This window comes from Rhodococcus aetherivorans (assembly GCF_025722975.1).
Lineage (GTDB): Bacteria > Actinomycetota > Actinomycetes > Mycobacteriales > Mycobacteriaceae > Rhodococcus > Rhodococcus aetherivorans.
In genome coordinates this window covers 3895001-3921834 of sequence record NZ_CP106982.1, presented here as the reverse complement: position 1 = coordinate 3921834, position 26834 = coordinate 3895001, and the positions used below count along the sequence as shown (strand labels likewise).

General features: G+C 71.5%; 21 protein-coding genes. 10 read left to right on the top strand and 11 right to left on the bottom strand.

Annotated elements, in window-relative coordinates:
* Nucleotides 1–131 precede the first annotated feature (131 nt).
* The 11 genes from OCS65_RS17685 to pcaH form a co-directional block, all read right to left on the bottom strand.
* Nucleotides 132–2897 carry a cation-transporting P-type ATPase gene (locus tag OCS65_RS17685; RefSeq protein WP_029543184.1) on the bottom strand — a complete coding sequence of 922 codons (2766 nt, stop codon included), beginning with the start codon at nucleotides 2895–2897 and terminating at the stop codon, nucleotides 132–134.
* 49 nt (nucleotides 2898–2946) lie between these two features.
* Complete coding sequence (locus OCS65_RS17680; protein WP_263507378.1) at nucleotides 2947–4014, bottom strand: potassium channel family protein; 1068 nt, start codon at nucleotides 4012–4014, stop codon at nucleotides 2947–2949.
* A 216-nt stretch (nucleotides 4015–4230) separates the two neighbouring features.
* Nucleotides 4231–5010 carry an ABC transporter permease gene (locus OCS65_RS17675; protein ID WP_006933641.1) on the bottom strand — a complete coding sequence of 260 codons (780 nt, stop codon included), beginning with the start codon at nucleotides 5008–5010 and terminating at the stop codon, nucleotides 4231–4233.
* Entirely contained in the window at nucleotides 5007–5741 is a 735-nt protein-coding gene (locus OCS65_RS17670) for an ABC transporter ATP-binding protein (RefSeq protein ID WP_006933645.1), read from the bottom strand. Before OCS65_RS17670 ends, OCS65_RS17675 begins: the two co-directional genes overlap by 4 nt.
* On the bottom strand, nucleotides 5738–6316 hold the full coding sequence (locus OCS65_RS17665) for a TetR family transcriptional regulator (RefSeq protein WP_006933647.1): 579 nt from the start codon (nucleotides 6314–6316) through the stop codon (nucleotides 5738–5740). The genes OCS65_RS17670 and OCS65_RS17665 overlap by 4 nt, the downstream gene beginning before the upstream one ends.
* A 74-nt stretch (nucleotides 6317–6390) precedes the next feature.
* Nucleotides 6391–7992 carry an ABC transporter permease gene (locus OCS65_RS17660; protein WP_263507377.1) on the bottom strand — a complete coding sequence of 534 codons (1602 nt, stop codon included), beginning with the start codon at nucleotides 7990–7992 and terminating at the stop codon, nucleotides 6391–6393.
* Nucleotides 7989–8903 carry an ABC transporter ATP-binding protein gene (locus OCS65_RS17655; RefSeq protein WP_006933653.1) on the bottom strand — a complete coding sequence of 305 codons (915 nt, stop codon included), beginning with the start codon at nucleotides 8901–8903 and terminating at the stop codon, nucleotides 7989–7991. Before OCS65_RS17655 ends, OCS65_RS17660 begins: the two co-directional genes overlap by 4 nt.
* Before the next feature lie 30 nt (nucleotides 8904–8933).
* A complete protein-coding gene (locus tag OCS65_RS17650) occupies nucleotides 8934–9638 on the bottom strand; it encodes a TetR/AcrR family transcriptional regulator (protein ID WP_006933655.1) in 705 nt (234 codons plus the stop codon).
* A 65-nt stretch (nucleotides 9639–9703) separates the two neighbouring features.
* Nucleotides 9704–10942, bottom strand: a complete 1239-nt coding sequence (locus OCS65_RS17645; protein ID WP_029543196.1) for a cation:proton antiporter — start codon at nucleotides 10940–10942, stop codon at nucleotides 9704–9706.
* Between the two features lie 109 nt (nucleotides 10943–11051).
* Nucleotides 11052–11717 (bottom strand): protocatechuate 3,4-dioxygenase subunit alpha, encoded by a 666-nt coding sequence (gene pcaG / locus OCS65_RS17640; protein ID WP_006933660.1) that lies wholly within the window; start codon nucleotides 11715–11717, stop codon nucleotides 11052–11054.
* Nucleotides 11714–12466: a protocatechuate 3,4-dioxygenase subunit beta gene (gene pcaH, locus OCS65_RS17635; RefSeq protein ID WP_006933662.1), complete on the bottom strand. Its 753-nt coding sequence runs from the start codon at nucleotides 12464–12466 to the stop codon at nucleotides 11714–11716. Before pcaH ends, pcaG begins: the two co-directional genes overlap by 4 nt.
* Before the next feature lie 114 nt (nucleotides 12467–12580).
* On the opposite strand from pcaH, the gene OCS65_RS17630 reads away from it, so the two are divergent.
* From OCS65_RS17630 to ffh, 10 genes are all read left to right on the top strand, one after another.
* Complete coding sequence (locus tag OCS65_RS17630; RefSeq protein WP_185712706.1) at nucleotides 12581–13528, top strand: LysR substrate-binding domain-containing protein; 948 nt, start codon at nucleotides 12581–12583, stop codon at nucleotides 13526–13528.
* A 19-nt stretch (nucleotides 13529–13547) separates the two neighbouring features.
* Nucleotides 13548–13985, top strand: a complete 438-nt coding sequence (locus OCS65_RS17625; protein ID WP_006933666.1) for an OsmC family protein — start codon at nucleotides 13548–13550, stop codon at nucleotides 13983–13985.
* Nucleotides 13986–14011: 26 nt separating this feature from the next.
* Entirely contained in the window at nucleotides 14012–14938 is a 927-nt protein-coding gene (locus OCS65_RS17620; protein WP_006933668.1) for an SMP-30/gluconolactonase/LRE family protein, read from the top strand.
* Complete coding sequence (locus OCS65_RS17615; protein ID WP_006933673.1) at nucleotides 14935–15225, top strand: acylphosphatase; 291 nt, start codon at nucleotides 14935–14937, stop codon at nucleotides 15223–15225. Before OCS65_RS17620 ends, OCS65_RS17615 begins: the two co-directional genes overlap by 4 nt.
* A gap of 25 nt (nucleotides 15226–15250) precedes the next feature.
* Complete coding sequence (smc, locus tag OCS65_RS17610; protein ID WP_006933676.1) at nucleotides 15251–18886, top strand: chromosome segregation protein SMC; 3636 nt, start codon at nucleotides 15251–15253, stop codon at nucleotides 18884–18886.
* Nucleotides 18883–20484 (top strand): signal recognition particle-docking protein FtsY, encoded by a 1602-nt coding sequence (ftsY, locus tag OCS65_RS17605; protein WP_043800027.1) that lies wholly within the window; start codon nucleotides 18883–18885, stop codon nucleotides 20482–20484. Before smc ends, ftsY begins: the two co-directional genes overlap by 4 nt.
* Nucleotides 20485–20955: 471 nt before the next feature.
* On the top strand, nucleotides 20956–22263 hold the full coding sequence (locus tag OCS65_RS17600) for an ammonium transporter (RefSeq protein ID WP_029543203.1): 1308 nt from the start codon (nucleotides 20956–20958) through the stop codon (nucleotides 22261–22263).
* Between the two features lie 43 nt (nucleotides 22264–22306).
* Entirely contained in the window at nucleotides 22307–22645 is a 339-nt protein-coding gene (locus OCS65_RS17595) for a P-II family nitrogen regulator (RefSeq protein WP_006933679.1), read from the top strand.
* Nucleotides 22635–25148: a [protein-PII] uridylyltransferase gene (locus OCS65_RS17590; protein ID WP_006933681.1), complete on the top strand. Its 2514-nt coding sequence runs from the start codon at nucleotides 22635–22637 to the stop codon at nucleotides 25146–25148. Before OCS65_RS17595 ends, OCS65_RS17590 begins: the two co-directional genes overlap by 11 nt.
* Nucleotides 25149–25250: 102 nt before the next feature.
* Nucleotides 25251–26831 carry a signal recognition particle protein gene (ffh, locus tag OCS65_RS17585; RefSeq protein ID WP_006933683.1) on the top strand — a complete coding sequence of 527 codons (1581 nt, stop codon included), beginning with the start codon at nucleotides 25251–25253 and terminating at the stop codon, nucleotides 26829–26831.
* The last annotated feature ends 3 nt before the right edge of the window (nucleotides 26832–26834 follow it).

Below are 26834 nucleotides of genomic sequence, written 5' to 3'. Positions count from 1 at the left end.
GTGACGGCGACCTTGCCGTGGAACCCGTGGTGACTGCCGCAGCCGGGTCGCGAGCAAGCCTGCCAGTGCAGCGAGGGCGAGGATCGTGGCGACGAGCGGGAAGGAGTGCAGGTCCATGAGAGGTCACCTACTCACGACTCGTCCGGCGGGGCGAGGGTCCCGGCCACCGGAAGGTCCGCGCTCCCTCGTGCGGCCCGGGCGCGCAGGGACTTGTCGACGGCGACGACGAGCACCGCGAGCGTGGCGAGGCCGACGATGCGCAACCATGCTTGCGCGTCGATCGGAGCGGTCTGGAAGAGGGTGTTCATGGCGGGCACATAGGTGATGGCGAGCTGCGCGACTGTCTGGGCGAGCACCCCGACGAGGATCCACCGGTTGCCGAAGAACCCGATCCGCCATACCGACGCCGTGAGCGAGCGGCAGCTGAAGAGGTAGAACAGCTCCACCGCCACGACGAGGTTGACGGCCGAGGTTCGTGCCTCGGCGAGGTCGGCACCGATGCCGAGCTCCCACTCGAACAGCCACCACGCGCCGCCCACGATGAGGCCGGACACCAGCAGGATCCGGGTGACGAGCGCGCCGGTCAGCAGCGGCCGCGTGGGATCCCGTGGGGGCCGGGTCATCGTGTCGGGTTCCTTCGGCTCGAACGCCAGCATGAGACCCAGTGCGACGGCGGTGGTCATGTTGATCCACAGGATCTGGGTGGGCAGGATCGGCAGGGTCGTCCCGAAGACGATCGCGGCGAGGATGACCAGGCCCTGACCGAGGCTGGTGGGAAGCACCCACACGATGAACTTCGTGAGGTTGTCGAAGACGCCGCGGCCCTCCTCCACGGCGGCCTCGATGGTGGCGAAGTCGTCGTCGGTGAGCACCATGTCGGCGGCCTCCTTGGCCACTTCCGTTCCACCGTGGCCCATGGCCACCCCGATGTCGGCCTGCCGCAGGGCGGGAGCGTCGTTGACGCCGTCGCCCGTCATGGCGACGACGTGGCCACGTTCCTGCAGGGCCCCGACCAACCGGAGCTTCTGTTCGGGGGAGACCCGTGCGAACACCCGGGCCCGGTCGACCGCGTCCGCGAGTTCCTCGGCCGGGATCGCGTCGAGATCCTGTCCGGTGAGCACGAGTCCGTCGTCGGCCTCGCCGATCAACCCGAGCTGCCGGGCGATCGCCGCTGCGGTGGCCGCATGGTCGCCGGTGATCATCTTGACCGCGATGCCGGCGACGTGGCACGCACGTACGGCGTCCACGGCGGCCTGCCGGGGCGGGTCGAGCATCGCGTGCAGGCCGGCGAACACCATCTCGCCGGAGACCACCGACAGGTCGAACTCCGCCTCCGCATCGATCGCGCGGACGGCCGTGGCCAGCACACGCAGCCCTTGCCGCGCCAGGTCCTCGGCGGCCCCCTGGACCGAGTCCCGGTCCAGGGGAAGGAGGCTGCCGTCGGAACCCATGCCGTAGCGGCAACGTTCGAGGATCCGCTCGACGGCCCCCTTGGCGAGCACGACCCGCTCACCCGTGCGGGGCTCGGCGTGCAGCGTCGCCATGAACTGGCGTTCGGAACTGAAGGGGATGGTGCCGATGCGGGGGTGCCCGGCGCGGACGTCCTCGGGTGCCAGGCCGGCCTTGCCCGCGACGACGAGCATCGCGGCCTCGGTGGGATCACCGACGACGGACCACCGCCCGTCCCGCCGGTCGAGGTGTGCGTCGTTGCATCCGGCACCCGCCACGATCGTCCACCGCAGGGCCTCGTCCGAATCGGGTGCGGCCACGGCGCCGGCGGAATCGTGGACCACGCCCTCGGGCGCGTATCCCGAACCGGTCACGGAATACAGGGAGTGCACCGTCCACAGGTGGCGCACCGTCATCTGGTTCGCGGTGAGTGTTCCGGTCTTGTCCGAACAGATGACGGTCGTGCTGCCGAGCGTCTCGACGGCGGGCAGCCGGCGGATCACCGCCCGGCGCCGGGCCATCCGGGCCACACCGATGGCCATCGTGATGGTGACGACCGCGGGAAGCCCTTCCGGGATGGCGCCGACCGCAAGCGCCACCGCGGCGGTGAACGTTTCCGGCGCATCCTGACCGCGGACGAGACCGATCGCGAAGGTCGCCGCCGCCAGCACGACGATCGCCACGGTCAGAACCCTGCTGAACGAGGCCAGTTTGGCGGTGAGCGGCGTGGCCAGCACGTCCGCGGCCCCGACGAGGCGATGGATCTCCCCGAGTTCGGTCCGGTCGCCGGTCGCAACGGTGACCCCGGCGCCCGCCCCGGCCGTCACCAACGTGCCCGAGTGCACCATGTTGCGGCGATCCGCCACCGGCGTGGCAGGCGGCAGTACCACCTCGTCCTTGACGACCGGAACGGACTCCCCGGTCAGGGCGGACTCGTCGATCTGCAATTCGGCGACGCGGATCAGGCGCAGGTCTGCGGGAACCTTGTCGCCGGCCTCGAGGACGACGAGATCGCCGGGTACGAGGTCGTCCGACGGCAGGGTCTGCTGGCGTCCACCGCGGATCACGCGTGTCTGTGTGCGCACCATGGACCGGAGTGCGTCGAGCGCCGCTTCGGCCTTGGACTCCTGGACGAAGCCGACGGTGGCGTTGACCAGGACGACCGCGAGGATGACGGCCGAGTCGACGTATTCGTCGAGCCACAGCGTGATCGCCGCTGCGGACAGCAGCACATAGATGAGGGGATTGTGGAACTGGCGCAGAATCCGCCGCAGCAACCCGTGGCCCGAGGCCGCCGGCAGCACGTTGGGCCCGAATCGTTCCAGCCTGCGGGTGGCCTCGTCCGCGTCGAGGCCGCGATGCGGATCGGTCTCGTGCAGGAGGACGACCTCGTGGACCGACAGGTCGTGGTGCGTATTGACGGGCGACGGATCGACGGGCAGGACCATGATGCGACCTCCGGCATCGGTTGCGGGCGCGACGGGGGCAGGAACGGGATCAGTCCGGCACGCGCCGGATGCAGAGCAGTCGGTCGTCGGCTCCGATGGTGGCGGCCTCCGGTGATCCGACGTGCAGCCGCCGGCCGTCACGGACGATCCCGAGCACGATGTCGGTCAGGTGGCGGGGGGATTCGCCGATCTCGGCGGCCTCGGCCGCCCGTTCGGTGATGGCGAACCCGGCCTCGGGGGTGAGCAGGTCTTCGACCATCTGCACCACGCCGGGTGTGGCCGTCGCGACGCCCAGCAGCCGCCCGGCGGTTTCGGAGGAGACGACCACGGTGTCGGCCCCGGACCGGCGGAGGACGTGGGTGTTCTCGGACTCGCGAACGGCGGCGACGATCTTCGCAGCGGGCGCGAGTTCGCGGGCGGTGAGGGTGACGAGCACCGCGGTGTCGTCGCGATCGGCGGCAACGACGATCGAGGTGCAGTGCGGATCCCCGGCCAGGCGCAGCACGTCCGATCTCGTGGCCGAGCCCTGCACCGTCACCAGACCCTGTCCGGCGGCGGCCTCGAGTATCAGTGGGTCGGTGTCGACGACCACGATCTCGGACGGCGGGACGCCGTCCCCGAGCATCGCGTCCACTGCGGCACGGCCCTTGGTGCCGTAACCCACGACGACCGTGTGGTTGCGCGCCCGGCGTCGCCACTGCTGGATACGGAACGCCTGCCGCGAGCTCTCGGTCAGAGCCGAGAGCGTGGTGCCGACCAGGACGATGAGGAAGAAGACCCGTAGCGGAGTGATGATCAGGATGTTGACCAGGCGAGCCTGTTCGGTGATCGGAGCGATGTCGCCGTAGCCGGTGGTCGACAGCGACACCGTCGCGTAGTAGATGCAGTCCAGCAGGGACAGCTCGTCGTCCTGGTTGTCGGTGTAGCCGTCGCGGTCCAGGTAGACGACGAGCACCACCAGGGCCAGGGCGATCAGGGCGTAGCCGATCCGGCGGACGATGGCCCGGCCGGGACTGGTCTGCAACTGCGGGACCCGCAGGACGCCCACCAGCGCGAAGCCCGGGCGTTCGGTGAGCACGTCGGCGCCCGTCAACCGAGCACGCCACCTAGCCGGCATCGTGAAACCTGTGCATGCGTGGTCGCGCGATGTTCGATGTGCTCATCCGCCGAGTACCCGGCTCGGAACCCGACCTGCGAACGAATCCTGGTCCACGGTGCCCTCCCTGGTCGTGAAATGCGAACGCCACTCGCCGACCAGACTTCCCGGCACTCCGGGCATCACCCTATCGTGCGGGCGGTCCGGATCGACGGGACTTCGGCCCCTTGGGGAGTCCTAGTGCACGAGGGCGAGCCGGCGCCACGACCACAGCGTCAGGCCCGCCGAGACGGCAGGAACGACGAGGGCGAGCGCGAGTTGCGGACCGGTGACGGAACCGGCCTGCGGTCCCGCCGCCCACAGGCCCGGAGCCGAGAACGGGAACCAGCCGCCCGCTCCGGCCATGACCGCCATCTGGGCGACGACCACCACGGCGATGATCGTCCCGACCGCGGGCAGGTATCCCCGCGCAACGGTGGCGACCCAGGCGCAGGGGAATGCGAGCCCCGCGGTGAGCAGGGCGACGGCGAGGAATCTGCCCACGAGCGCCGGCGTCCCCGGGTCGAGGGGCTCGTCGTCGACGAGCGTTCCCGCCACCACCGCCAGTGCGGCGCCCAGCGCGAGGCTGGTGGCGGCCGCCCACGACAGCAGGATCAGCAGCTTTGCGGCGGCGAGGGCCGGGCGGGAGACCGGCGCGGCCCACAGACCGGTGATCGTTCCGTCGGTGAACTCGCGGCCGAAGACCCAGCCGATGACCACACCGAATCCGAGAAGCCCGCCCACCGAGACGATGGTGTCGGCTGCGGCGAACAGTCCCGCTCGGCCGCCGTCGCCGACGATGGTCTGCGCCTTACCCGCCATCACCGCGTTGGCACCGTGCACGGACTGCAGGGTCAGCACGCACATGGCCACCACCCCCGTCGTGAGAAGGGCGGTGGTGACCCATACGGGGCGTGCCCGCCGGAACTTGGCCCACTCGACCGCCAGCGCGGCCCGGATCTGCTCGGAGGTGGTCATCGTCGCGCCTCGCTGTCGCGGTACACCAGGTCGAAGAACTGCCGCTCGAGATCGATTCCGTCCGGGTCGAGGGAGCCGACGACGCGTCCCTCGTTGACGGCTGTGATGCGGTCGGCCACGCGGGCGACCTCGTCGAGATGGTGGCTGGACACCAGCGTCGCCGCGCCGCGCTCCCGGCTGCGCTGCAGCAGCGTGCGCAGCAGCATGATCCCGGCCGGATCGAGCGCATTGGTCGGCTCGTCCAGGATCAGCACATCCGGGTCCGCGATCAGCGCCGCGGCCAGACCCAGCCGCTGCCGGTTGCCGAGGGAGAGTTTCCGTGCGCTGGTCCGCGCCCACCGGGACAGGACCAGTTCCTCGATCCACCGGTCGGCCGCGGCGGTGGCGCCCGCCGCGGACAGGCCGGCGAGGCGGCCCGCGATGCGCAGGTTCTGCGCGACGGTCAGTTCGGGATAGGCCAGCGGTGTTTCGACCAGGTGCCCGACGCCCGTCCAGTGCCGCGCCGGCATCGTCGACGGCGCCAGGCCCCGCACGCGGACGATTCCGTCGTCGGGCTCGATCATGCCGAGGAACAGGCGCATCAACGTCGTCTTTCCCGCCCCGTTGAGGCCCACGAACGCGTGTACCTCGCCCGCCCGCACCTCGGTGGTGACGCCCTCGAGTACCGGCGCGGAGCCGTAGCGTTTGCACACGTTCCGGCACTCGAGCACGACGTCGCCGACCTCGGTCACGGCACCTCCCGTGGCTGCCGTGAGGGACGGGCCTCCGGTGCGAGCTGGTGCAGGGCCGACGCAATCCGGTTGCCGAGAGCCTCGTCGCCGGTTTCTGCCCAGTCCGTCAGCGCCGCCATGAGTGCGCCCATGCAGGCCCCGGCGGCCACTGCGGCCTCGAGTCGTCGTGTCCCCGGTTCGGCGAGCGCGGCGGCGACGGCCTCCTGGGTGCGCAGGGTGTTCTCCCACATCCGCGCGCGCAGCCGGGGGTGTGCCGCGACGATCCGCAGGCGAGTGCGCACGTCCCCGAGATCCGTCTCGGGAATCAGCGCCCAGGCGTCGAGGATCCCCCGGCACGCCCGTTCCAGCGGGCTCCGGTCCGCCGGCTGCGCGGCCACGGCGTCCGCAATGACAGGGTCGTAGGGATCATCAAGCAGAACAGCGTCTTTGGATGGAAAGTACCGGAAGAAGGTCATGTGCGACACCCCGGCGGCGGAGGCGATCCGGTCGACGGTGACGGCGTCGTAGCCGTCCTCGGTGAACAGCTGCACCGCCGTTGCCTGGATGCGCTGCCGGGTCCGCTCGGACTTGGACACCCCATAATGTTAGCCACTAACAGTTCGGGCGATCAAGGGGTGTGCCGCCACTGCCCGGTCCACCCGGCGGGTTCTCACGTACTCACGACGTCGCGCTTCCGGAACGCGGCCAGCCCTGCCGCCGTGACGAGCGCGGTGAGAACGACGAGAGCGACGAAGGAGCCCGCGGCGAACGGTTCGAGCGGCATCTGCCGGACATGGTTCAGCGGGGAGAGGACGCCGGCGCTGTCGGGCAGGTCGAGGATCGGTCCGAAACTGCCCACCAGGTAGCCGTAGACGACCAGCACCCAGACCAGATCGAAGGCGCGGGGGGCGAGACCGAACAGCGCCGCTCCGATCGCCGCGATGCCGAGGACGGCGGGGGCGTATCCGAGATGCGCCCATACCGATGCGGGCACCCGAGTCGGCTCCCCGGTGGACGCCGCGGCCCCGAGCCCGGTCCCCACGCCGGCGAGTGCCAAGAGTGCCACCACGCCCAGAGCGGTCACGGACAGCCCCGCTGCCATCCATCCGGCACGGCTCGTAGCTGTCGCCAAAACGGGCTCGATCCGGCCCGACTGCTCCTCGCCCCGCAGGCGGCGGACGGACAGGATCGCGAAGCAGGAGGCGAGGAAGGCCGTCGTGTATCCGGTCAGGCCCAGGAAGCCGTCGACGAGATTCGCGGCCGAACCACCCATGAGCGCAAGAATGTCCTCGGGCAGGTTCGCAAAGCTCTCGGCGATCGAGCCGGTCAGGGAGCCGTAGAACAACCCCATCAGCGCCAGGCCCGCGCCCCACCCGGCGATGCTGCCGCGCTGCTGCCGTAGCGCCAGGGCGAACGGGTTCGCCAGCGCCGGTGCCGCCTCGGCCCGGCCCGGCCGTGGCGGCACCAGTCCGGCCCCGAGGTCGCGACGGTCCACGACACGGTACGCGGCCGCCGCGGCGGCCGCCGCGAACCCCAACGACAGGGCCAGCGGGCCCCATCGCGGATCGACGAATGCTCGCGTCTGCTGCGACCAGGCGACGGGGGACAGCCAGGACACCGCGCTGCCGTGCCGCTCCAGGACGTCGCCGACGCCCCGCACGACGAAGGCCGTTCCCAGCGCCGCTGCGGCCAGTCCTGTGGCGGTGCGCCCGTGTTCGCACACCTGGCACACCAGGGCGGTGAGCGCGGCGAAGAACAGCCCCAGCGCCGCGAACCCGGCCGCGAACAGCACCGCCCCGCCGGCGTCCACCCCGGCGGCCGTCATTGCCGCGCTGCCCGCCACGACGAGGGCGGCGTTCGCGACGACTGCGGTCGCCAGGGCCGCGGTCAGCGGGGCGCGCCGGCCCACCGCGCCGGCCAGGACGAGTTCGGTGCGACCGTTCTCCTCCTCGCCCCGTGTGTGCCGGACGACGAGGAGAACGTTCATGAACGCGGCGGCGACCAGCAGGTACAGCCCGTACTGGTTCGCGACGAACGCCTCGAGCGTGGGGTCGTCCATGCCGTAGCCGGGACCCGACATCATCACCCCTGCCGGGTTGTCGGCGAAACCGGCCACGCCGCGGAGGTCCTCGGCGGCCGGATACGCCAGCTGCAGGGCGGCGACGAAGTACGCCGCCAGGGCCGAGATGCCGATCACCCACAGCGGCAGCTTGATCCGATCCCGGCGCAGGTCGAAGCGGACGAGGGACGCGGTCCCGGTGAAGGTGTTCATCGCACGCCGCCCACGCCGGCGATCTGTCGATCGCTGCCGTAGTGGCGCAGGAACAGCTCCTCGAGCGACGGCGGTGCGCTCTCGAGGCTGCGGACGCCGTACTCCGCGAGCCGGCGGACCACCTCGTCGAGGTGACCGTTGTCGACCTCGAACACGGTGTGCCCGTGCTCGTTTCGCAGTGCGTGCACGCCCTCGGCCTGCGCCAGGCCGGACGCGTCGAGGTCGGTGCGGACCGTGATCGTCGACCGGGTGAGATGCCGCAGCTGGGCCAGCGACCCGGATTCCACGGTACGTCCGTCCCGGATGATGGTCACGGTGTCGCAGAGCTTTTCCACCTCGGCGAGGATGTGACTCGACAGCAACACCGACGAGCCGCGCTGCTTCGCTTCGGCAACACAGTCCTGAAACACCCGTTCCATCAACGGGTCGAGGCCGGACGTCGGTTCGTCGAGGACGAGGAGCTCCACGTCCGAGGCGAGTGCCGAGATCAGCGCCACCTTCTGGCGGTTGCCCTTGGAATAGGCGCGGCACTTCTTGCGAGGGTCGAGTTCGAAGCGTTCGACCAGCTCGGTGCGGCGCGCACGGTCGGCCCCTCCCCGCAGGCGGCACAGGAAGTCGATGGCCTCGCCGCCGGTGAGCGACGGCCACAGGTCGATGTCGCCCGGGACGTACGCGAGGTGCCGGTGCACTTCGACGGCGTCGCGCCACGGATCGAACCCGAGCACGGATGCGGAGCCGCCGTCGGCGCGCAGAAGCCCGAGCAGGATCCGGATGGTCGTGGACTTGCCGGCACCGTTGGGGCCGAGGAAGCCGGCCACTTCACCGCGGCCGACGTGCAGGCTGAGACCGTCCAGCGCGGTCGTGGCGCCGAACGTCTTGGTGAGGTCGTGGACCTCCACGATCGTGTTCATGATTGTGTCCTGGGGTAGGCGGGTTCCGGATCAGGAAGGGGGAGCGGCGGATTCGCCGCCCCCGGCGGCCGCCGGCGGGTCCGGGACGTACATCAGGTAGTCGTCGAGCAGCTTGCGGCTGGTGAGCAGACCCTCGGAATACAGCTCGAGGGCCGGTGCGGTGACGGTCTCGGTCAGGTGCCGGAAGAACCCGGTGAAGTCCCCGCCCCGCAGGAGTTCCGGGTGCAGGGTCATCTGCAGCAGCATCGACCCCACGCTCATGCCGGTGAGCAGGCGGGCCCGGGCGCGGTTGTCCCGGGAGGGCCGGATCAGCCCGTTGCGTTCGCCCTCTGCGAGGTAGTCGACCACGTCGTCGACCAGGTGATCGAAGAACTCCGCCGCGCTTTCGCCGCCGGCCTGGAAGGTGCGGGCGACGTAGACGGCGAGCGGGGCGTACTGCTCGGCCCGCCCGAGTTGCGCCAGCCACGGACCGGAGTCGCCGGTGGCGAGGGTCGTCCGCTTGGAATCGCGGATCTGTCCCAGGACCCACTCGTCGCACGCACGTCGCAGGTCCTTCTTGGACCCGAAATGGTGCACGATCAACGCCCCGCTTACCCCCGCGTCCGCGGCGATGGTCCGCAGGCTCGCGTCGAAGCCGTCGCGAGCGAAACGGAGGATTGCGGCCTCCCGGATGCGCGCCGCGGACGTGAGGTCCCGGCGATCGGCTGCCGAGAGGCGACCCGGCGTTGAACGCATGGTCAGTATATTAACCGCGTGTTCAATCGTCGGCAAGAGCCGGGAGGAGGCCCGCCCCGAGGCGCCTACGGCGGACCCTTCACGCGGGCGTTGTCGAGCATGCGCATCACCCTCGTCGCGCTCACCCCGTGCACGAGGACGGAGAGGACGACGGTGAAGGCGACGGCGGCCCACAGCTCCTGCTCCTGCGCGATGTCGAGCTCCGCCGCCGCGTACGCGAGGTAGTAGACGGAGCCGATCCCGCGCACGCCGAAGAAGGCCGTGACGCGGCGTTCGCGGACATCCATCTCGTCACAGCCCAGGAGCGAGACCCAGCCGACCACCGGCCGTATCACGAGGACCAGGGCGGCGCCGACGAGAACCGACCCCCAAGACAACTCGGCGAGCAGGCCGGTGGTGAGGCCCGCCCCCAGCAGGAGCAGGACCGCCAGCGTGAGGACGTGCTCGAGCTGCTCGATCAGGCTGTGCATCTCGGCGTGGTACTCGTGTGCGCGTTCGATGCGCCGCATGGCCACGGCACACACGAACACGGCCAGGAAGCCGTAGCCGCCGATCAGTTCGGCGATTCCGTACACCGCGAACGTGGCGGCGAGCGCGACGATCGGTTCGCCCCGGTCGGCCAGCCGGACGTGCTCGACGGGGAAGTGGAACACCGCCCGCCCGACGAGATGGCCCGCCAGCCCTCCCACCACGGCGCCCAGGACGATCTTGCCGAGCAGCTCCCACAGCACCCAGGAGATGATCCAGTCCTCGATCGGTCCCTTCGTGAACAGGAACAGCGCGAGGTAGACGAACGGGAACGCCAGCGCATCGTTGAGGCCGGCCTCGGAGGTGAGCGCGAACCGCACTTCGTCGTCTTCGCGGTGGGAACCCTCCCCGGACGTGGGGCCCTCGACCTGCACGTCGGACGCCAGCACGGGATCGGTGGGAGCCAGGGCGGCCCCGAGCAGTACCGCGGCCGCGGGGGTGAGGGCCGCGGCCCACCAGCCCAGCACCGCGACGGCCGCGATGCCGAGGGGCATCGCGATCAGCAGCAGCCGCCGGGTGGACTTCCACGACCGCCACCCGAGGGGACGGTCGATCGCGAGGCCCACGCCCATGAGCGCGACGATCACGCAGACCTCGCTGAGGTACTCCGCCACGGCCGGGTGCCCGCCGGGAGTGAGGGCTTCGGCGTTGTCGAACAACAGCCCCAGCACCGCGCCGGCCACCAGCACGATCATGGGTGCCGAGATCGCCCGGTTGTGGAACAGCCGCGGCACGGTGACGGCGAGAAGCAGCGCGAGCCCGGCGGAAACGTAGATGATCGCGGTGTCCAGTGCCGTGGCCTTCGTTCGCTGCGACGTGGTCGGCGCAAGGATGCCCAGGCGACCGTCGTCCGAAACGCGCGCCCCCGCGCCACCCGGGTCCCGGTCAGATGTCGAAGAACACGGTCTCGATCCCGCCTTCCGGGGTGTCCTGCAGACGCACGTCGAAGGTGTAGACCACCTTGCCGTCGCGTTCGGAGCGCTTCGCGATCAGCGTGTCGCGGCGGACCTCCCACTCGATCCCGTCGAGTACGGGGTCGGCGGCGTTGGCATCGGCCTCGTCGTCGAAGTAGACCCGGGTGTGCAGGCCGATGTTGATGCCCCGTGCGAACAGCACCATGAGGATGTGCGGGGCCTGGAACCCGCCGACGTTCGCCGGCACCGGTCCCGGTTTGATCGTCTCGAAGGTGTAGACGCCGGTGTCGAAGTCGCCGCCCGTGCGGCCCCAGCCGCGGAAGGTCGGATCGATCGCCCTGTCCTGGGCGTGTCCGTCCTGGGTGTCGCCGGGGTGGGCGTACCTGCCCGCGGCGTTGGCCTGCCAGATCTCGATCAGCACGTCGCGCACGGGCGTGCCGGTGCCGTCGAAGACGCGGCCCTCGAGGGTGATGTGCTCGCCCTTCGTCTCCGGGGCGGTCAGCACGTTGCCGAAGTTGTTGTCGAAGATGTCGAACCCGGCCTGCTGCGGTGCGAGCCCGATGTGGACGTACGGGCCGCCGGTCTGCGAGGGGGTCTCCGGGCGGCGCTCGATCATGCTGTGCGGGGAAAGGCTCATCGGGGGGCTCCGGGGAGGTTGGCGTTGTCGAAGAAGGTGGCGCGGCGGCCGCGCAGGGTGAGGTCGAAGCGGTAGGTACGCGCGTCGAAGGGGGCGTTGTTGGCGGGATCCTCCTGCGCGATCAGGCTGCGCAGCTGGTCCAGCGTCGGGATGGTCTTCGCGATGGGGCAGCGCTCGATGAGCGGGTCGCCCTCGAAGTACATCTGGGTGATCAAGCGCTGCGCCCAGCCGGTGCCGTGGATCGAGAAGTGGATGTGGGCGGGCCGCCAGGCGTTGGTGCTGTTGGCCCACGGGTACGGCCCGGGCTTGATGGTGCGGAAGAAGTAGTAGCCGTTGTCGTCGGTGATCATGCGGCCGCAACCGCCGAAGTTCGGGTCGATCGGCGCGAGGTAGCGGTCCTTCTTGTGGCGGTAGCGTCCGCCGGCGTTGGCCTGCCACGCCTCGACCAGGGCGCCCTTCACCGGGTTGCCGAACTCGTCGCGGACGTAGCCGTGCACGATCAGGCGCTCGCCGATCGGCAGGCCGTCCTTGGCGAAGTTGAGGATGAGGTCGTTGTCCTTCTCGCCCAGCTCGCGACGGTCGAAGACCGGCCCGGTCGTCTCCGAGAGCGTGTTGCGCGGCGCGATCAGGGCATTGCGCGGGGAGCGCAGCACCGACGTGCGGTATCCGGGGGTGAGGGCGGGCGGGTGCTGAGTGTGGTCGCGTTCGACGAATTCGCCGGACGCGGCGCCGGGGGCGGCGATGATCATGAGGCGGTACTCCTGGGGACTGTCGCACTGCGACGGACTGGATGTGATCCACGTTATGGGTGAGCATGAGTCATGTAAATTGACGGTTTCGGCCGAATTTCATAACCTGCAGTGATGGAACGCGGTTTCGTGCCCCCGGTCGACCGGGCGTCGCTGCTCCTGGATCGCATCCGGTTGCGCCACCTCACGTGCTTCGTCGCCGTCGCCCAGGAGGGCAACCTCGGCCGGGCCGCCGGCCGGCTGCATCTGAGCCAGCCGGCGGTCACCAAGACCCTCAACGAACTCGAATCCCTGGCCGGCCTGCGCCTGGTGGACCGCGGGCGGCACGGCGCCCGGCTCACCCCCGCCGGCGAGGAGTTCCTGGGCCACGCCGTCGAGGTCACCGACGCGTTGGCGTCCGCCGCCCGCGCCCTCTCCGGGACCGGGCAGCCGGCCGTCGCCCCCGTGCGGGTCGGCGCCCTGCCCACCGTCGCGAGCACCCTGCTGCCCGGTGCGGTCACCCGGCTGCGGGACCGGCGTCCGCACGTCGGCGTGCAGATCCGCACGGCCCCGAACACCGCACTTCTGGGCGCGGTGCGCGCCGGCGAGCTCGACTTCGTCCTCGGCCGGATGGCCGACCCGGAGACCATGCAAGGGCTCTCGTTCGAACTGCTGTACGCCGAGTCGCTGGCCCTGATCGTGCGCCCGGGGCATCCGCTGGCCGGGGGTCCGGTATCGGTGCCGGCGGTGCTGAACCACCCCCTCGTCGTCGCCACCGCCGGAACCGTGCCGCGGCACCACACCGAGGGCTTCCTCGCCCGGCACGGCCTGCGGCTGCCGTCCGGCAGCGTCGAGACCCTCGACGTCTCGGTCGCGCGCGGGCTGGTGCGCGCCGGCGACGCGGTGTGGCTGACACCCGAGCGAGTGCCGCAGGACGACCTCGACGACGGCACGCTCGTGCGGCTGCCGGTACCGACCCCGGGCACCGCCGAACCCGTCGGACTGCTGCGCCGCAGCAGCGCGGACACCCCCGTCGTCGCGGACGAGCTCATCGGGATCCTGCGCGAACTGGCCGTCGGGTGATCATGGCAGGATCTCCCGCATGGCTGAACAGACTTCCGACACGCCGACGACCGAACTGTGGGTCGAGCGCACCGGCACCCGCCGCTACACGGGCCGCAGCTCCCGAGGTGCCGAGGTCCTGATCGGGTCGGAGACCGTCGAGGGTGTCTTCACCCCCGGCGAGCTGTTGAAGATCGCGCTGGCGGCCTGTTCGGGGATGAGCTCGGACTTCCCGCTGTCGCGCCGGCTCGGCGACACCTACGACGTCACGATCCGTGTCTCCGGCGCCGCGGACCGGGAGAACGAGGTGTACCCGCACCTCGTCGAGGAGATGGCGCTGGACCTGAGCGAACTCGACGAGGAGGCGCAGCAGCGCCTCGTCGCGCTCGTCGAGCGATCCGTCGACAAGGTGTGCACCGTCGGCCGTACGCTCGAGGCCGGCACCGAGGTGACGCTGAAGATCGTTCCGGACGCGTGAGCGGTGGATCTCGGCAGGGAGGGCGGATGATTCGTACAGCGGCCGGACTCGCGCTCGCCGTGGGGTTCCTGGCGGGCGGGGCGCCGGCGACGGCCGCGCCCGCTCCGGCGGACTGCGCGCCGTGGCGGGTGGACGTCGTCGCGTCCGGGCTCGGCGTGCTCGAGAATCTCGCGTTCGACGGTCGCGGCCGGCTGCTGGCCTCGGCGTCCACCCCGGCCGGCGGCGGGTCGCTGCTGGCGCTCACGCCCGAGGGACGGGCCGACGCCGTGGTGGCCGAGGTCCCGGCGCCCGGCGGCATCGTCGTCGACGACGGCACGGCGTACTTCACGACCGGCAACGGCACCGTCTCCGGACTGCTCGGCCGCACCGACGGCACCCTGGAGGCCGTCGACCTCGACACCGGGACGCGGCGCACCGTCGCGTCGGGTCTGACCATGCCCAACGGTCTCGTCCGCCTGCCCGACGGGGACTTCCTCGTCAGCCGGAACCTGGGCAGCCCCCCGGGCCTGACGCGCGTCCCGGTCGAGGGTGGGGCCCCGGAAACGATCCGCACCGACCTCGGCTCCGTCAACGGACTCGCGGTCGACGGCGAAACCGTTTATGCAGCTACGACTTTCGATCCGACTACCCGAATTCACGCGTTGAACGCCGGCGACCTCACCGGTCCGGTCCGGACCCTGGACCCGTCCGGGCCCGGGCCCCTCGAGACCGCCGACGATCTCGACGTCGGACCCGACGGCGCGTTGTACGTCCCGCTCAACGTCGCCGGGAAGATCCTGCGGGTCGACCCGGTCACCGGCACCGGCTGCGCGGTCGCCACGGGGGTGCCCTTCGTCTCCGCGGTCGCGTTCGGCGAGGGCCCCGGCTGGGACCCGGACGTCCTCTACACCACCGGCTTCGACGGCGCCGTCCACGCCGTCCGTCCGGTCCGCAGTTCGGGGGAGCAGCCATGACGCAGTCGCCGCCGGACGCCGTCCGGCTCACCGCCTGGGTGCACGGGCGCGTGCAGGGTGTGGGGTTCCGCTGGTGGACGCGGTCGCGAGCCCTCGAACTCGGCCTCGCCGGTCACGCCACCAACCATCCCGACGGGCGCGTGCTCGTCATCGCCGAGGGCCCCCGCGACGCCCTCGAACGACTCCTCGCCGCGCTGCGCTCGGGCGAGACCCCGGGAGAGGTGCGGCTCGTGGTGGAGAGCTGGGAGCCGACGCGCGGTGACCTGACCGGCTTCGTCGAGCGGTGACGGCCCGCCGGTAAGGTTTTCGCACATGTATTTGAAGGGTCTGACGCTCAAGGGCTTCAAGTCTTTCGCGTCCGCGACGACTCTGCGGTTCGAACCGGGCATCACGTGTGTCGTGGGGCCGAACGGTTCCGGCAAGTCCAACGTCGTCGACGCCCTCACCTGGGTGATGGGGGAGCAGGGCGCCAAGGCGCTGCGCGGCGGCAAGATGCAGGACGTCATCTTCGCCGGGACCGCCGGCCGGCAACCCCTCGGCCGTGCCGAGGTCACCCTCACCATCGACAACTCGGACGGCGCGCTGCCCATCGAATACTCCGAGGTGTCCATCACCCGGCGGATGTTCCGCGACGGGGCCGGCGAATACGAGATCAACGGGAACTCGTGCCGGCTGATGGACGTGCAGGAACTGCTGTCCGACTCCGGCATCGGCCGCGAGATGCACGTCATCGTCGGTCAGGGCCGCCTCTCCGCCATCCTCGAGTCCCGGCCGGAGGACCGCCGCGCATTCATCGAGGAAGCCGCCGGAGTCCTCAAGCACCGCAAGCGCAAGGAGAAGGCGGTCCGCAAGCTCGACGCGATGCAGGCCAACCTCGCGCGCCTGACCGACCTCACCGCCGAGCTGCGCCGGCAGCTCAAGCCGCTCGGCCGCCAGGCCGAGGTGGCGCGCCGCGCCCAGACCATCCAGGCGGACCTGCGCGACGCCCGGCTGCGGCTCGCCGCCGACGACCTCGTGACCCGGCGCTCCGAGTTCGCCGACCAGGACGAGCAGGAACGCGTCCTGCGCGAGCGACTCGACCACGTCTCCGCCGAGCTCGACGACGCCAACGCCGAACTCGCACGCCACGAGGAGGCGGTCGCGCGACTCACTCCCGGCGCCGAGGCCGCGTCACAGACCTGGTTCCGGCTCTCCGCGCTCGCCGAACGTCTCGGCGCCACCGTGCGCATCGCCCAGGAACGCGCCCGCCACCTCGACACCGCCCCGGCGGTCCGCGACGGCCAGGATCCGGACGAGATGGAGGCCCGCGCCGACCGCATCGCCGAAGAGGAGGCCGAACTCCTCGAGGCCGTCGAGGTCGCCCACGGCACCCTCGAGGCCGCGAAGGAGCAGCTCGCCGTCCAGGAGGAGGCCGCCGCGGCCGCCGAGCGGGCGCACCTGGCCGCAGTGCGGGCCGTCGCCGACCGGCGGGAGGGACTCGCGCGCCTGGCCGGACAGGTCGACACCGTGCGCACCCGCGCCGAGTCCATCGACGCGGAGGTGGCCCGGCTGACCGTCGCCATCGAAGAGGCCCGGCTGCGCGGTGTCGCCGCCCAGGCCGAGTTCGAGACGGCCCAGGCCCGCATCGACGACCTCGACGCCGGCGAGATCGACGCCGACGCACAGCACGAACGCGCCCTCGAGGCGCTGCGACTCGCCGACGCCCGCCTGAAGGAACTGCAGGACGCCGAGCGCGCGGCCGGCAAGGAGGTCGCCTCCCTCGGGGCGCGCATCGAGGCGCTGGCGATGGGTCTCGAACGCAAGGACGGCGCCGCCTGGCTTCTCGAGCACCGCCCCGACCTGGGATTGTCGGGTCCCCTCGCGGAACGCGTCCGGGTCGAGGCCGGCTACGAGGTCGCCGTCGCAGCGGCGATGGGCCCGGCCGCGGAGGCGCTGGCCGCGGATTCGGTCCCGGCGGCCGCCGCGGCCGTCGCCGCGCTGGTGGACGCCGACCAGGGCCGGGTCGCGTTCGTCGCCGGGGGCACCACCGCGCCGGCCGAGCCGGCGAGCCTGCCCGACGGGACGCGCTGGGTGCGGGACGTGATCGACTGCCCGCCGGAACTGCGCGGCGGACTCGACGCGCTGCTGGCGCGCACCGTCGTCGTGGACGACCTGCGCTCCGCGATCGAACTGTGCCACGTGCGCCCCGAACTGCGGGCAGTGACCCGGAGCGGTGACCTCGCCGGCTCGGGCTGGGTCGTCGGTGGATCCGGGCGCGCGCCGAGCACCCTCGAGGTCCAGGCCGCGATCGACGCGTCCCGCGCCGACCTCGACCGCGCGGTCCGGCGCTCCGAGGAACTCTCGGCGGCTCTCGCCGGCGCCCTGGCCGAACAGGCGGCCCGCGCCGAGGTGGCCGAACAGACCCTCGCGGCCCTCAACGAATCCGACGCCGCAATGTCCGCGGTGTACGAGCAGCTCGGCCGGCTCGGGCAGGCCGCGCGCGCCGCCCACGCCGAGTCCGAGCGCCTCGCGGCGCAGCGCACCAACGCCGAGACGGAGCGTGACACGGCCCGCCGCGAGGTCGTCGAGCTCGAGGAGCGGCTGCGACTGGCCGAACAGGAACAGAGCGACGCGGGCGCCGATCCGGGCACCGACTCGACGGCAGTCGACCGAGAGGTCGCCGCCGCTGCCCTCGCCGAGGTCCGGGCCGTCGAGATGGAGGCGAGGCTCGCGGCCCGCACCGCGGAGGAGCGCGCCCAGGCGCTGCGCGGCAAGGCGGACTCGCTGCGCCGCGCAGCCCAGGCCGAGCGCGAGGCGCGGGCCCGGGCCGAACGGGCACAGCGCGCCCGCAAGCAGGCCGCGGCCGTCGCCGCGGCCGTGGCCGAGTCCGGCGCCCGGGTCGCGGCCCACCTGGACGAGGTGGTCGCCGCGGCCTCCGCCCACCGGGACGAGCTGACCCGTCAGCGCGCCGAGCGGGCCGAACAGCTCGACAAGGTCAAGGAGCGGGTGCGCGACCTCTCCGCGCAGCGGGCCCAGCTCACCGACGCGGTGCACCGGGACGAGGTCGCCCGCGCGCAGGCCGCGCTGCGGATCGAACAGCTCGAGCAGGCCGTCGTCGAGCAGTACGCCATCGCGCCCGACGATCTGGTCGCCGAGTACGGCCCCGAGGTGCCGCTGCCACCGTCCGACCTCGAGATCGCCGAGTTCGAACAGGCGCGGGAACGCGGAGAACAGGTCGTCGCGCCGCAGCCGCAGCCGTACGACCGCGCCACCCAGGAGCGGCGCGCCAAGCGCGCGGAGAAGGACCTGACGACCCTCGGCAAGGTCAACCCGCTGGCGCTCGAGGAGTTCGCCGCGCTCGAGGAGCGGTACAACTTCCTCGCCACGCAGCTCGAGGACGTCAAGAACGCCCGCAAGGACCTGCTCGGCGTGGTCGCCGACGTCGACGCCCGCATCCTGCAGGTGTTCACCGAGGCGTACGCGGACGTCGAGCGCGAGTTCGAGCAGGTGTTCGCCAAGCTCTTCCCCGGCGGCGAAGGCCGCCTCGTGCTGACCGATCCGTCGGACATGCTCACCACCGGCATCGAGGTCGAGGCCCGGCCGCCGGGCAAGAAGGTCAAGCGGCTGTCGCTGCTCTCCGGCGGCGAGAAGTCGCTGACGGCGGTGGCCATGCTCGTCGCCATCTTCCGGGCCCGGCCGTCCCCGTTCTACGTCATGGACGAGGTGGAGGCCGCTCTCGACGACACCAACCTGCGCCGGCTCATCGGGCTGTTCGAGCAGCTTCGGGAGAAGTCCCAGCTCATCGTCATCACCCACCAGAAGCCGACGATGGAGATCGCCGACGCCCTGTACGGGGTCAGCATGCGCGGCGACGGCATCACCCGCGTCATCTCGCAGCGGATGCGTGGTCAGGATCTTTCTCGCCCAGAGCTGAGCGCGGCCGTTGCGCCTGACAGTATGGGGGCGTGAGTACCGGAGCCTGGATAGCCATCGCGGCGGCACTTGCCGTCCTCCTCGTCGCGCTCGTCGTCGGCCTGACCCTGTACCGGAGACGGCGGGTGTCGCTGACGGCCGAGCAGACGCCGCAGCTCGGCACCGCCGAGCAGAAGGATCGTTCCGGCGGTTACAAGGCCGCGGGCGGCTTCAGCTTCACCCAGGGGGCGACCGCGACCGCGCCGCCCCAGCCGGTCGAGCGGCCGGTTCCGAGACCGCCGGTGGTCCCGGAACCGCCCGCGTCCCCCAAACCGCCGGTCGCTCCGGAATCGACGGTGGTGCCGGAACCGAAGGTCGTGCCGGAACCGAAGGTCGTGTCACTGCCCCAGGAGGTGTCGGAGGCTCCGGCGCCGACGGTCGAACCCCGGGTGGAGCCCGAGCGGGCCCCGGAGGCCGGTGCCGCCCCCACCGTGGAACCGGCCCCCAGGGTCGAGCCCGTCCCGGGCATCGAGCCGGAGACCGCCCCGGCGCCGTCCGAGGTCGTCCCGCCGGTCGAGGAAGTTGCGCCGGTCGAGGAAGTTGCGCCGGTCGAGGTCGTCCCGCCGGTCGAGGAAGCTCCGCCGGCACCCGCCGTCGAACCCGAGGTGGCCCCGCCGCCGACCGCCGAGCCCGAGGTAGCGGCTGTCCCGCTCGTTCCCCCGATCGAGGAGATCGCCCCGACCGAGGGCCGGCTGGACCGGTTGCGCGGCCGACTTGCCCGGTCGCAGTCGGCGGTGGGCAAGAGCCTGCTCGGCCTGCTCGGCGGCGGCGACCTCGACGAGGACTCGTGGGAGGAGATCGAGGACACCCTGCTGATCGCCGACCTCGGTGCCGCCACCACCACTCAGATCGTCGAGCGGCTGCGGGTGCAGATGGCCGCCCGCAGTGTGCGCACCGAGGCCGAGGCCAGGGCCGTCCTGCGGGACGTGCTGGTCGAGGCGCTGCACCCGGAGCTGGACCGGTCGATCAGGGCGCTGCCGCACCAGGATCACCCGGCGGTGCTGCTCGTCGTCGGGGTCAACGGCACCGGTAAGACCACCACCACCGGCAAGCTCGCCCGGGTCCTCGTCGCCGACGGCCGCCGCGTCCTGCTGGGCGCTGCCGACACCTTCCGTGCGGCCGCCGCCGACCAGTTGCAGACGTGGGCCGAGCGGGTCGGCGCCGAGGTCGTGCGCGGCAAGGAGGGAGGCGACCCGGCCGCGATCGCCTTCGACGCCGTCGCCAGGGGCACCGATCAGGGTGTGGACGCCGTGCTCATCGACACCGCCGGCCGGCTGCACACCAAGACCGGTCTGATGGACGAGCTCGGCAAGGTCAAGCGGGTCGTGGAGAAGAAGGCCGCGGTCGACGAGGTGCTGCTCGTGCTCGACGCGACGATCGGGCAGAACGGCCTGATGCAGGCGCGCGTGTTCGCCGAGGTCGTGGACATCACCGGCGTGGTGCTGACCAAGCTCGACGGCACGGCCAAGGGCGGGATCGTCTTCCAGGTCCAGCACGAGCTCGGGGTCCCCGTGAAACTCGTCGGTCTCGGTGAGGGCGCGGACGACCTCGCGCCGTTCGAGCCGGGCGCATTCGTCGACGCCCTGCTGGGCTGATCCACCGCACCACCGCCAGCTCACCACCGGCCACCCGGCCTCCGACCGGGTGGCCGGTTTTGGTCACGGAAAGGTCACAAATCGTCACTCGGTTCCCATCTGCCACTCCGGTTCGGTAGAAACAGGTGCCGGACGGATCCCGCGGGGCGGGTGGCGACGGGGAAGCAGCGACGAGAGGCTCCTGCGGGAGCTCGCCGCGCTGGCCACCCGGCCCCGCCGGGTCCGTCCCGGCTCGGGTCGCGATCCGTCCCGATCCACCCCCTCCCGGCTCGCGGGAGCACCGCCGCGAAACGCCGTGCGAGGGACCCGGTTCGGCCGCCGGCGCCGGTGGATGCGCCGCGAAACAGGAACGAAACACATGTCCGATTTGCGTTCACTCCGCCGAAACAGCGCGGCGCTCCGGCCGAAACATCACCACAGCATTCTTCTCTCGACGACGCGCTGACCGGCGCGGCCAACAGGGAGGTTGCAGTGGAGGAAGTGGTGAACACCGGCGACGCGGCATGGATGCTGATATCGGCGTCCCTGGTGCTGTTGATGACGCCCGGTCTGGCGTTCTTCTACGGCGGCATGTCGCGCACCAAGGCCGTCCTGAACATGATGATGATGTCCTTCGGGGCAATGGCGGTCATCGCGGTGATCTACGTGCTGTGGGGCTGGTCGATGTCCTACGGCACCGAGGACATCGGGGGCATCTTCGCCAACCCGTTCCAGATGTTCGGTCTGCAGGGTGCCATCTACGACGACGCCGGTGAGTTCCTGCCCGGCCTCGGCGACTACCCGCAGATCATCGACATCGGCTTCCAGGTCACGTTCGCGGTCATCACCACCGCTCTCATCAGCGGTGCCCTCTCCGAACGCGTGAAGTTCGGCACCTGGCTGGCCTTCTCCGGAATCTGGGTCACCCTCGCGTACTTCCCCCTCGCCCACATGGTGTGGGGCGGCGGCCTGCTCTCCGGCTCCGCGGACGGCCTCGCCGCCAAGATCTTCGGCACCTCCGACGACGGAGAAGGCGGGCTCGTCGCGACCGTGGCGCCCATCGACTTCGCCGGCGGCACCGTCGTGCACATCAACGCCGGCATTGCCGCGCTCGTCCTGGCGCTGATCATCGGCAAGCGCGCGGGCTTCGGCCGCACCGCCTTCCGTCCGCACAACCTGCCGTTCGTCATGCTCGGTGCTGCCCTGCTGTGGTTCGGCTGGTTCGGCTTCAACGCCGGTTCCGCGTTCGCCGCCGACGGTGTGGCCGGCCTGGCCTGGGTCAACACCACCACCGCCGCGGCCGCCGCGATCCTCGGCTGGCTCCTCACCGAGCGCATCCGCGACGGCAAGGGCACCAGCCTCGGTGCCGCCTCAGGTGCCGTCGCCGGCCTCGTCGCCATCACTCCGGCCGCCGGTGCGCTCAGCCCGGTCGGTTCGATCGTGCTCGGCGCGATCGCCGGCGTCCTGTCCGCCCTGGCGGTCGGCCTGAAATACAAGTTCGGCTACGACGACTCGCTCGACGTCGTCGGCGTGCACCTCGTCGCGGGCCTGTGGGGCACCATCGCGATCGGGTTCCTCGGCACCGAGACGGGCCTGTTCTACGGCGGCGACTACAAGCAGCTCGTGATCCAGATCGTCATCGCAGTCTTCGCCCTGGTTTACACCGGCATCATCACCGCGATCGTCGCCTTCGCGCTCAAGCCGCTCGGCTGGCGGGTGTCGGAGGAGGAAGAGGCACGCGGCATCGACGAGGCCGAGCATGCGGAGTCGGCATACGACTTCGCCGCCGCCCTCAAGTGATAAGAAGACATCAGGGCACTGGAGACTGGGAAGGGATGAGGATATGAAGCTGATCACGGCAATTGTCAAGCCGTTCACCCTCGAGGACGTCAAGGCAGGCCTCGAGCAGGCGGGTGTGCTTGGCATGACCGTCAGCGAGGTGCAGGGATACGGTCGCCAGAAGGGCCACACCGAGGTCTACCGCGGAGCCGAGTACTCCGTCGACTTCGTTCCCAAGGTCCGCGTCGAGGTCGTCGTCGACGACGCCGCCGTCGACAAGGTGGTCGAGACCATCGTCGAGGCCTCCCGCACCGGCAAGATCGGCGACGGCAAGGTGTGGGTCACCCCGGTCGAAACGGTCGTCCGAGTGCGCACCGGTGAACGAGGCGCCGATGCACTCTGACCCGAAGGGGTCCGGAACTCGCGGCCCTGGTCCCGCTGCCTCCGCGGCGGGATCGGGGCCGCCGGTGTCTCCGGGGCCGGCCGGATCCGGCACCGCCGCCACCGACCTCGCCCGGGCTCGTACCCAGTTGCTCGCCGGCGGCACCCGCAACCGCCGGCTCGACGCCCCCGCCCTCCGCCACGCCCTCGTCGATCTCCACGAGTTCTGGCTCGTCACCAAGGGAACCGAACTCGGAATCAAGCCCGACTGCGGCTTCGCCATCGTCGCCGTCGGCGGCCTCGGCCGCCGCGAGATGCTCCCCTACTCCGACCTGGATCTGGTCCTGCTGCACGACGACATGGACCCCGCTGTCGTGTCCCGGGTCGCCGACCGGCTCTGGTATCCGCTGTGGGACGCGCACATCAAGCTCGACCACAGCGTCCGGACCGTCCCGCAGGCCCTGCAGGTCGCCGCGTCCGACCTGACCGCCGCGCTCGGCCTGCTCGAAGCCCGGCACATCGCCGGCGACCTCGAATTGAGCAATCTGCTGATCGGCGGCGTGCGGCGGCAGTGGCGCACCGGCATCCGCAGCCGGTTCGAGGAGCTCATCGCCCTGACCGAGGCCCGGTGGGAACGCAGCGGGCAGATCGCGCACCGGGCCGAACCCGACCTCAAGAGCGGCCGCGGCGGGCTGCGGGACGTGCAACTGCTCAACGCACTGTCCGTCGCGCAGCTCACCGACGGCATGCCCGGGCTCGGGCCCGACGTTCCCGGCGGCGGGCTCGCGGCCGCGCACCGCCGCCTGCTGGACGTTCGCACCGAGCTGCACCGCGTCGCCGGCCGGGCCCGCGACCAGCTGCGCGCCCAGGACGCCGACGAGATCGGCGCCGCTCTGCGCATCGGGGACCGGTTCGACCTGGCCCGCGTGCTGACCGAGGCGGCCCGGACCGTGAGCTACTCGGTGGAGGTCGGGGTACGCACGGCAGGAAACTCGCTGCCCCGCAAGGGCCTGTCCCGGCTGCGCCGCGTCCCCGTCCGGCGCCCGCTCGACGAGGGTGTGGTGGAACACGGCGGCGAAGTGACGCTGGCCCGCGACGCGCACCCGCGCAAGGACCCCGGCCTGATCACGCGGGTCGCCGCGGCCGCAGCGCAGCACGACCTGCCGATCTCCGCGTCCACCCTCGGCCGCCTGGCCGACAGCGCCCCCGAACTGCGGGAACCGTGGCCGCGCACCGCGCTGAACGACCTGCTCGTGCTGCTCGGCTCGGGAACCCGCGCGATCGACCCGATCGAGGCGCTCGACCGGACGGGACTGTGGGGCCGGCTGCTCCCCGAATGGGGGGCGGTGCGGGATCTGCCCCCGCGCGATGCCGTGCACACCTGGACGGTGGACCGGCACCTGGTGGAGACCGCGGTGTACGCCGGCGGGCTGACCACCCGCGTCGCACGCCCCGACCTGCTGGTGCTCGGGGCGTTGCTGCACGACATCGGCAAGGGTCGCGGCGGCGACCACAGCGTCGTCGGCGCGGAACTCGCCACCCAGATCGGCCGCCGGATGGGTCTGTGGCCGTCCGACGTCGCCGTGCTGTCCGCGCTGGTCCGCCACCATCTGCTGCTTCCGCACACCGCGACCCGCCGTGACCTCGACGACCCCGCCACGGTGGAGTCCGTCGTCGAGGCCATCGACGGCGACCCGGTGCTGCTCGAGCTGCTGCACGCCCTCGCCGAGGCGGACTCGCTCGCGACGGGCCCGGGGGTGTGGGGCGACTGGAAGGCGGCGCTCATCCGGGAGCTGGTCCGGCGCTGCCGGCTGGTGATGGCGGGGGAGGAGCTGCCGAGACCGGACCCGATCGACCCCCAGCTCGCCGAGCAGGCGGAACAGGGCGGCATCCACGTCGAGCTCCAACCCGGCGAGAACCCGCACGCCTACACGGTGACGGTGGTCGCGCCCGACGAGCCGGGCCTGCTGTCCGACGCCGCCGGGGTGCTGGCCCTGCACGGCCTGCGCGTGCTGTCCGCCTCGGTGGGCAGCCACGCCGGTAGTGCGGTCAACAGCTTCGCCGTCGCGCCGCTGTTCGGGGCCCCGCCGCCGGCGGGTCTGCTGCGGCAGGAACTCATCCGGGCCCGCGCCGGGGACCTCGACCTGCTCGCCACGCTCGACGCGAAGGAGCAGGCGGCGCGGGAGGCGCAGCTGCCCGAACGCCCGGAGCGGGCCGTGCCGGGCACCTACGCGCAGGCGCCGCCGCACCTGATCTGGATCGACGCCCCGGATCCGGGTCAGGCGATCCTCGAGCTGCGCGCCGAGGACCGGCTGGGCATGCTGTGCCGGCTCGCGGACGCGTTCGAACGGTGCGGCACCGACGTGCGCTGGGCCCGGGTTTCCACCCTCGGCCGCACCGTCGTGGACGCGTTCTGCATCGATCTGGGAGGTTCCGACACCCGGGAGAACCGGGAGCGGGTCGAGCGGGCGGTGCTCGCCGTGGTGCCCGCTCCGGAGCCGAAGAAACCCGAGGACAAGGGCTGAGGGCGGGGCGGCCGCTCGTGCACGTGCGAGAACTCGTGCCGCGAGCGGCTACCCTGGAGCGCAGAACTGTCCGCATCTTCGCCAGACCCAGGAGCGCATTCGGTGTTCGAATCCCTTTCCGACAGGTTGACCGGAGCCCTCAAGGACCTGCGCGGCAAGGGGCGCCTCTCCGACGCCGACATCGACGCGACCGCCCGGGAGATCCGCCTGGCGCTGCTCGAGGCCGACGTCGCCCTGCCCGTGGTGCGCTCGTTCATCGCCAAGATCAAGGAACGAGCCAAGGGCGCCGAGGTACACGGCGCGCTGAACCCCGCCCAGCAGGTCGTCAAGATCGTCAACGAGGAACTCGTCGGGATCCTCGGCGGCGAGACCCGGCGGCTGCAGTTCGCCAAGACCCCGCCCACGGTGATCATGCTCGCCGGTCTGCAGGGCTCCGGTAAGACCACCCTCGCCGGCAAGCTCGCCAAGTGGCTCAAGGACCAGGGCCACACCCCGCTGCTGGTCGCCTGTGACCTGCAGCGGCCCGGCGCGGTCACCCAGCTGCAGATCGTCGGTGAACGCGCCGGTGCGTCCGTGTTCGCCCCGCACCCCGGCACCTCCATCGGCGGCGGCGAGAACCCGCTCGGCATCACCGCCGCCGACCCGGTGAACGTCGCCCGCGACGGCGTCGCCGAGGCCCGCGCCAAGCACTACGACGTGGTCATCGTCGACACCGCCGGCCGCCTCGGCATCGACGAGGAGCTGATGGCCCAGGCCGCCGGCATCCGCGACGCCGTGCAGCCCGACGAGACGCTGTTCGTGCTCGACGCGATGATCGGCCAGGACGCCGTGAGCACCGCCGAGGCGTTCCGCGCCGGTGTCGGCTTCACCGGCGTGGTGCTCACCAAGCTCGACGGCGACGCCCGCGGCGGTGCCGCGCTCAGCGTCCGCGAGCTGACCGGTCAGCCGATCCTGTTCGCGTCGACCGGTGAGAAGCTCGAGGACTTCGACGTCTTCCACCCCGAGCGCATGGCCAGCCGCATCCTCGGCATGGGCGACGTGCTCACCCTCATCGAGCAGGCCGAGCAGGTCTTCGACGCCGAGCAGGCCGAGGCCACCGCCGCGAAGATCGGCTCCGGTGAACTCACCCTCGAGGACTTCCTCGAGCAGATGATGGCCGTACGGAAGATGGGCCCGATCGCGAACCTGCTCGGCATGTTGCCGGGTGCGGGACAGATGAAGGACGCCCTCGCGAACGTCGACGAGAAGCAGCTCGACCGGATCCAGGCGATCATCCGCGGCATGACGCCGGCGGAACGCGCCAACCCGAAGATCATCAACGCCTCCCGGCGGCTGCGCATCGCCAACGGCTCCGGCGTCAAGGTCTCCGACGTCAACCAGCTCGTCGACCGGTTCTTCGAAGCCCGCAAGATGATGGCCGCGATGGCCGGGCGCATGGGCATGCCCGGGTCCCGCAAGCCGCAGCGCGCGAAGAAGGGCAAGAAGGGCAAGAAGGGCGGCCGCGGGCCGACCCCGCCGAAGATCAAGGGCGGATTCCCCGGTGGCATGCCCGCCGGCATGCCCGGCATGGGCGGGATGCCCGCCGGGTTCCCGGACCTGTCGAAGATGCCGAAGGGCCTCGACGAGCTGCCGCCCGGTCTCGAGAACTTCGACCTCTCGCAGCTGAAGTTGCCGAAGAAGTAGTCC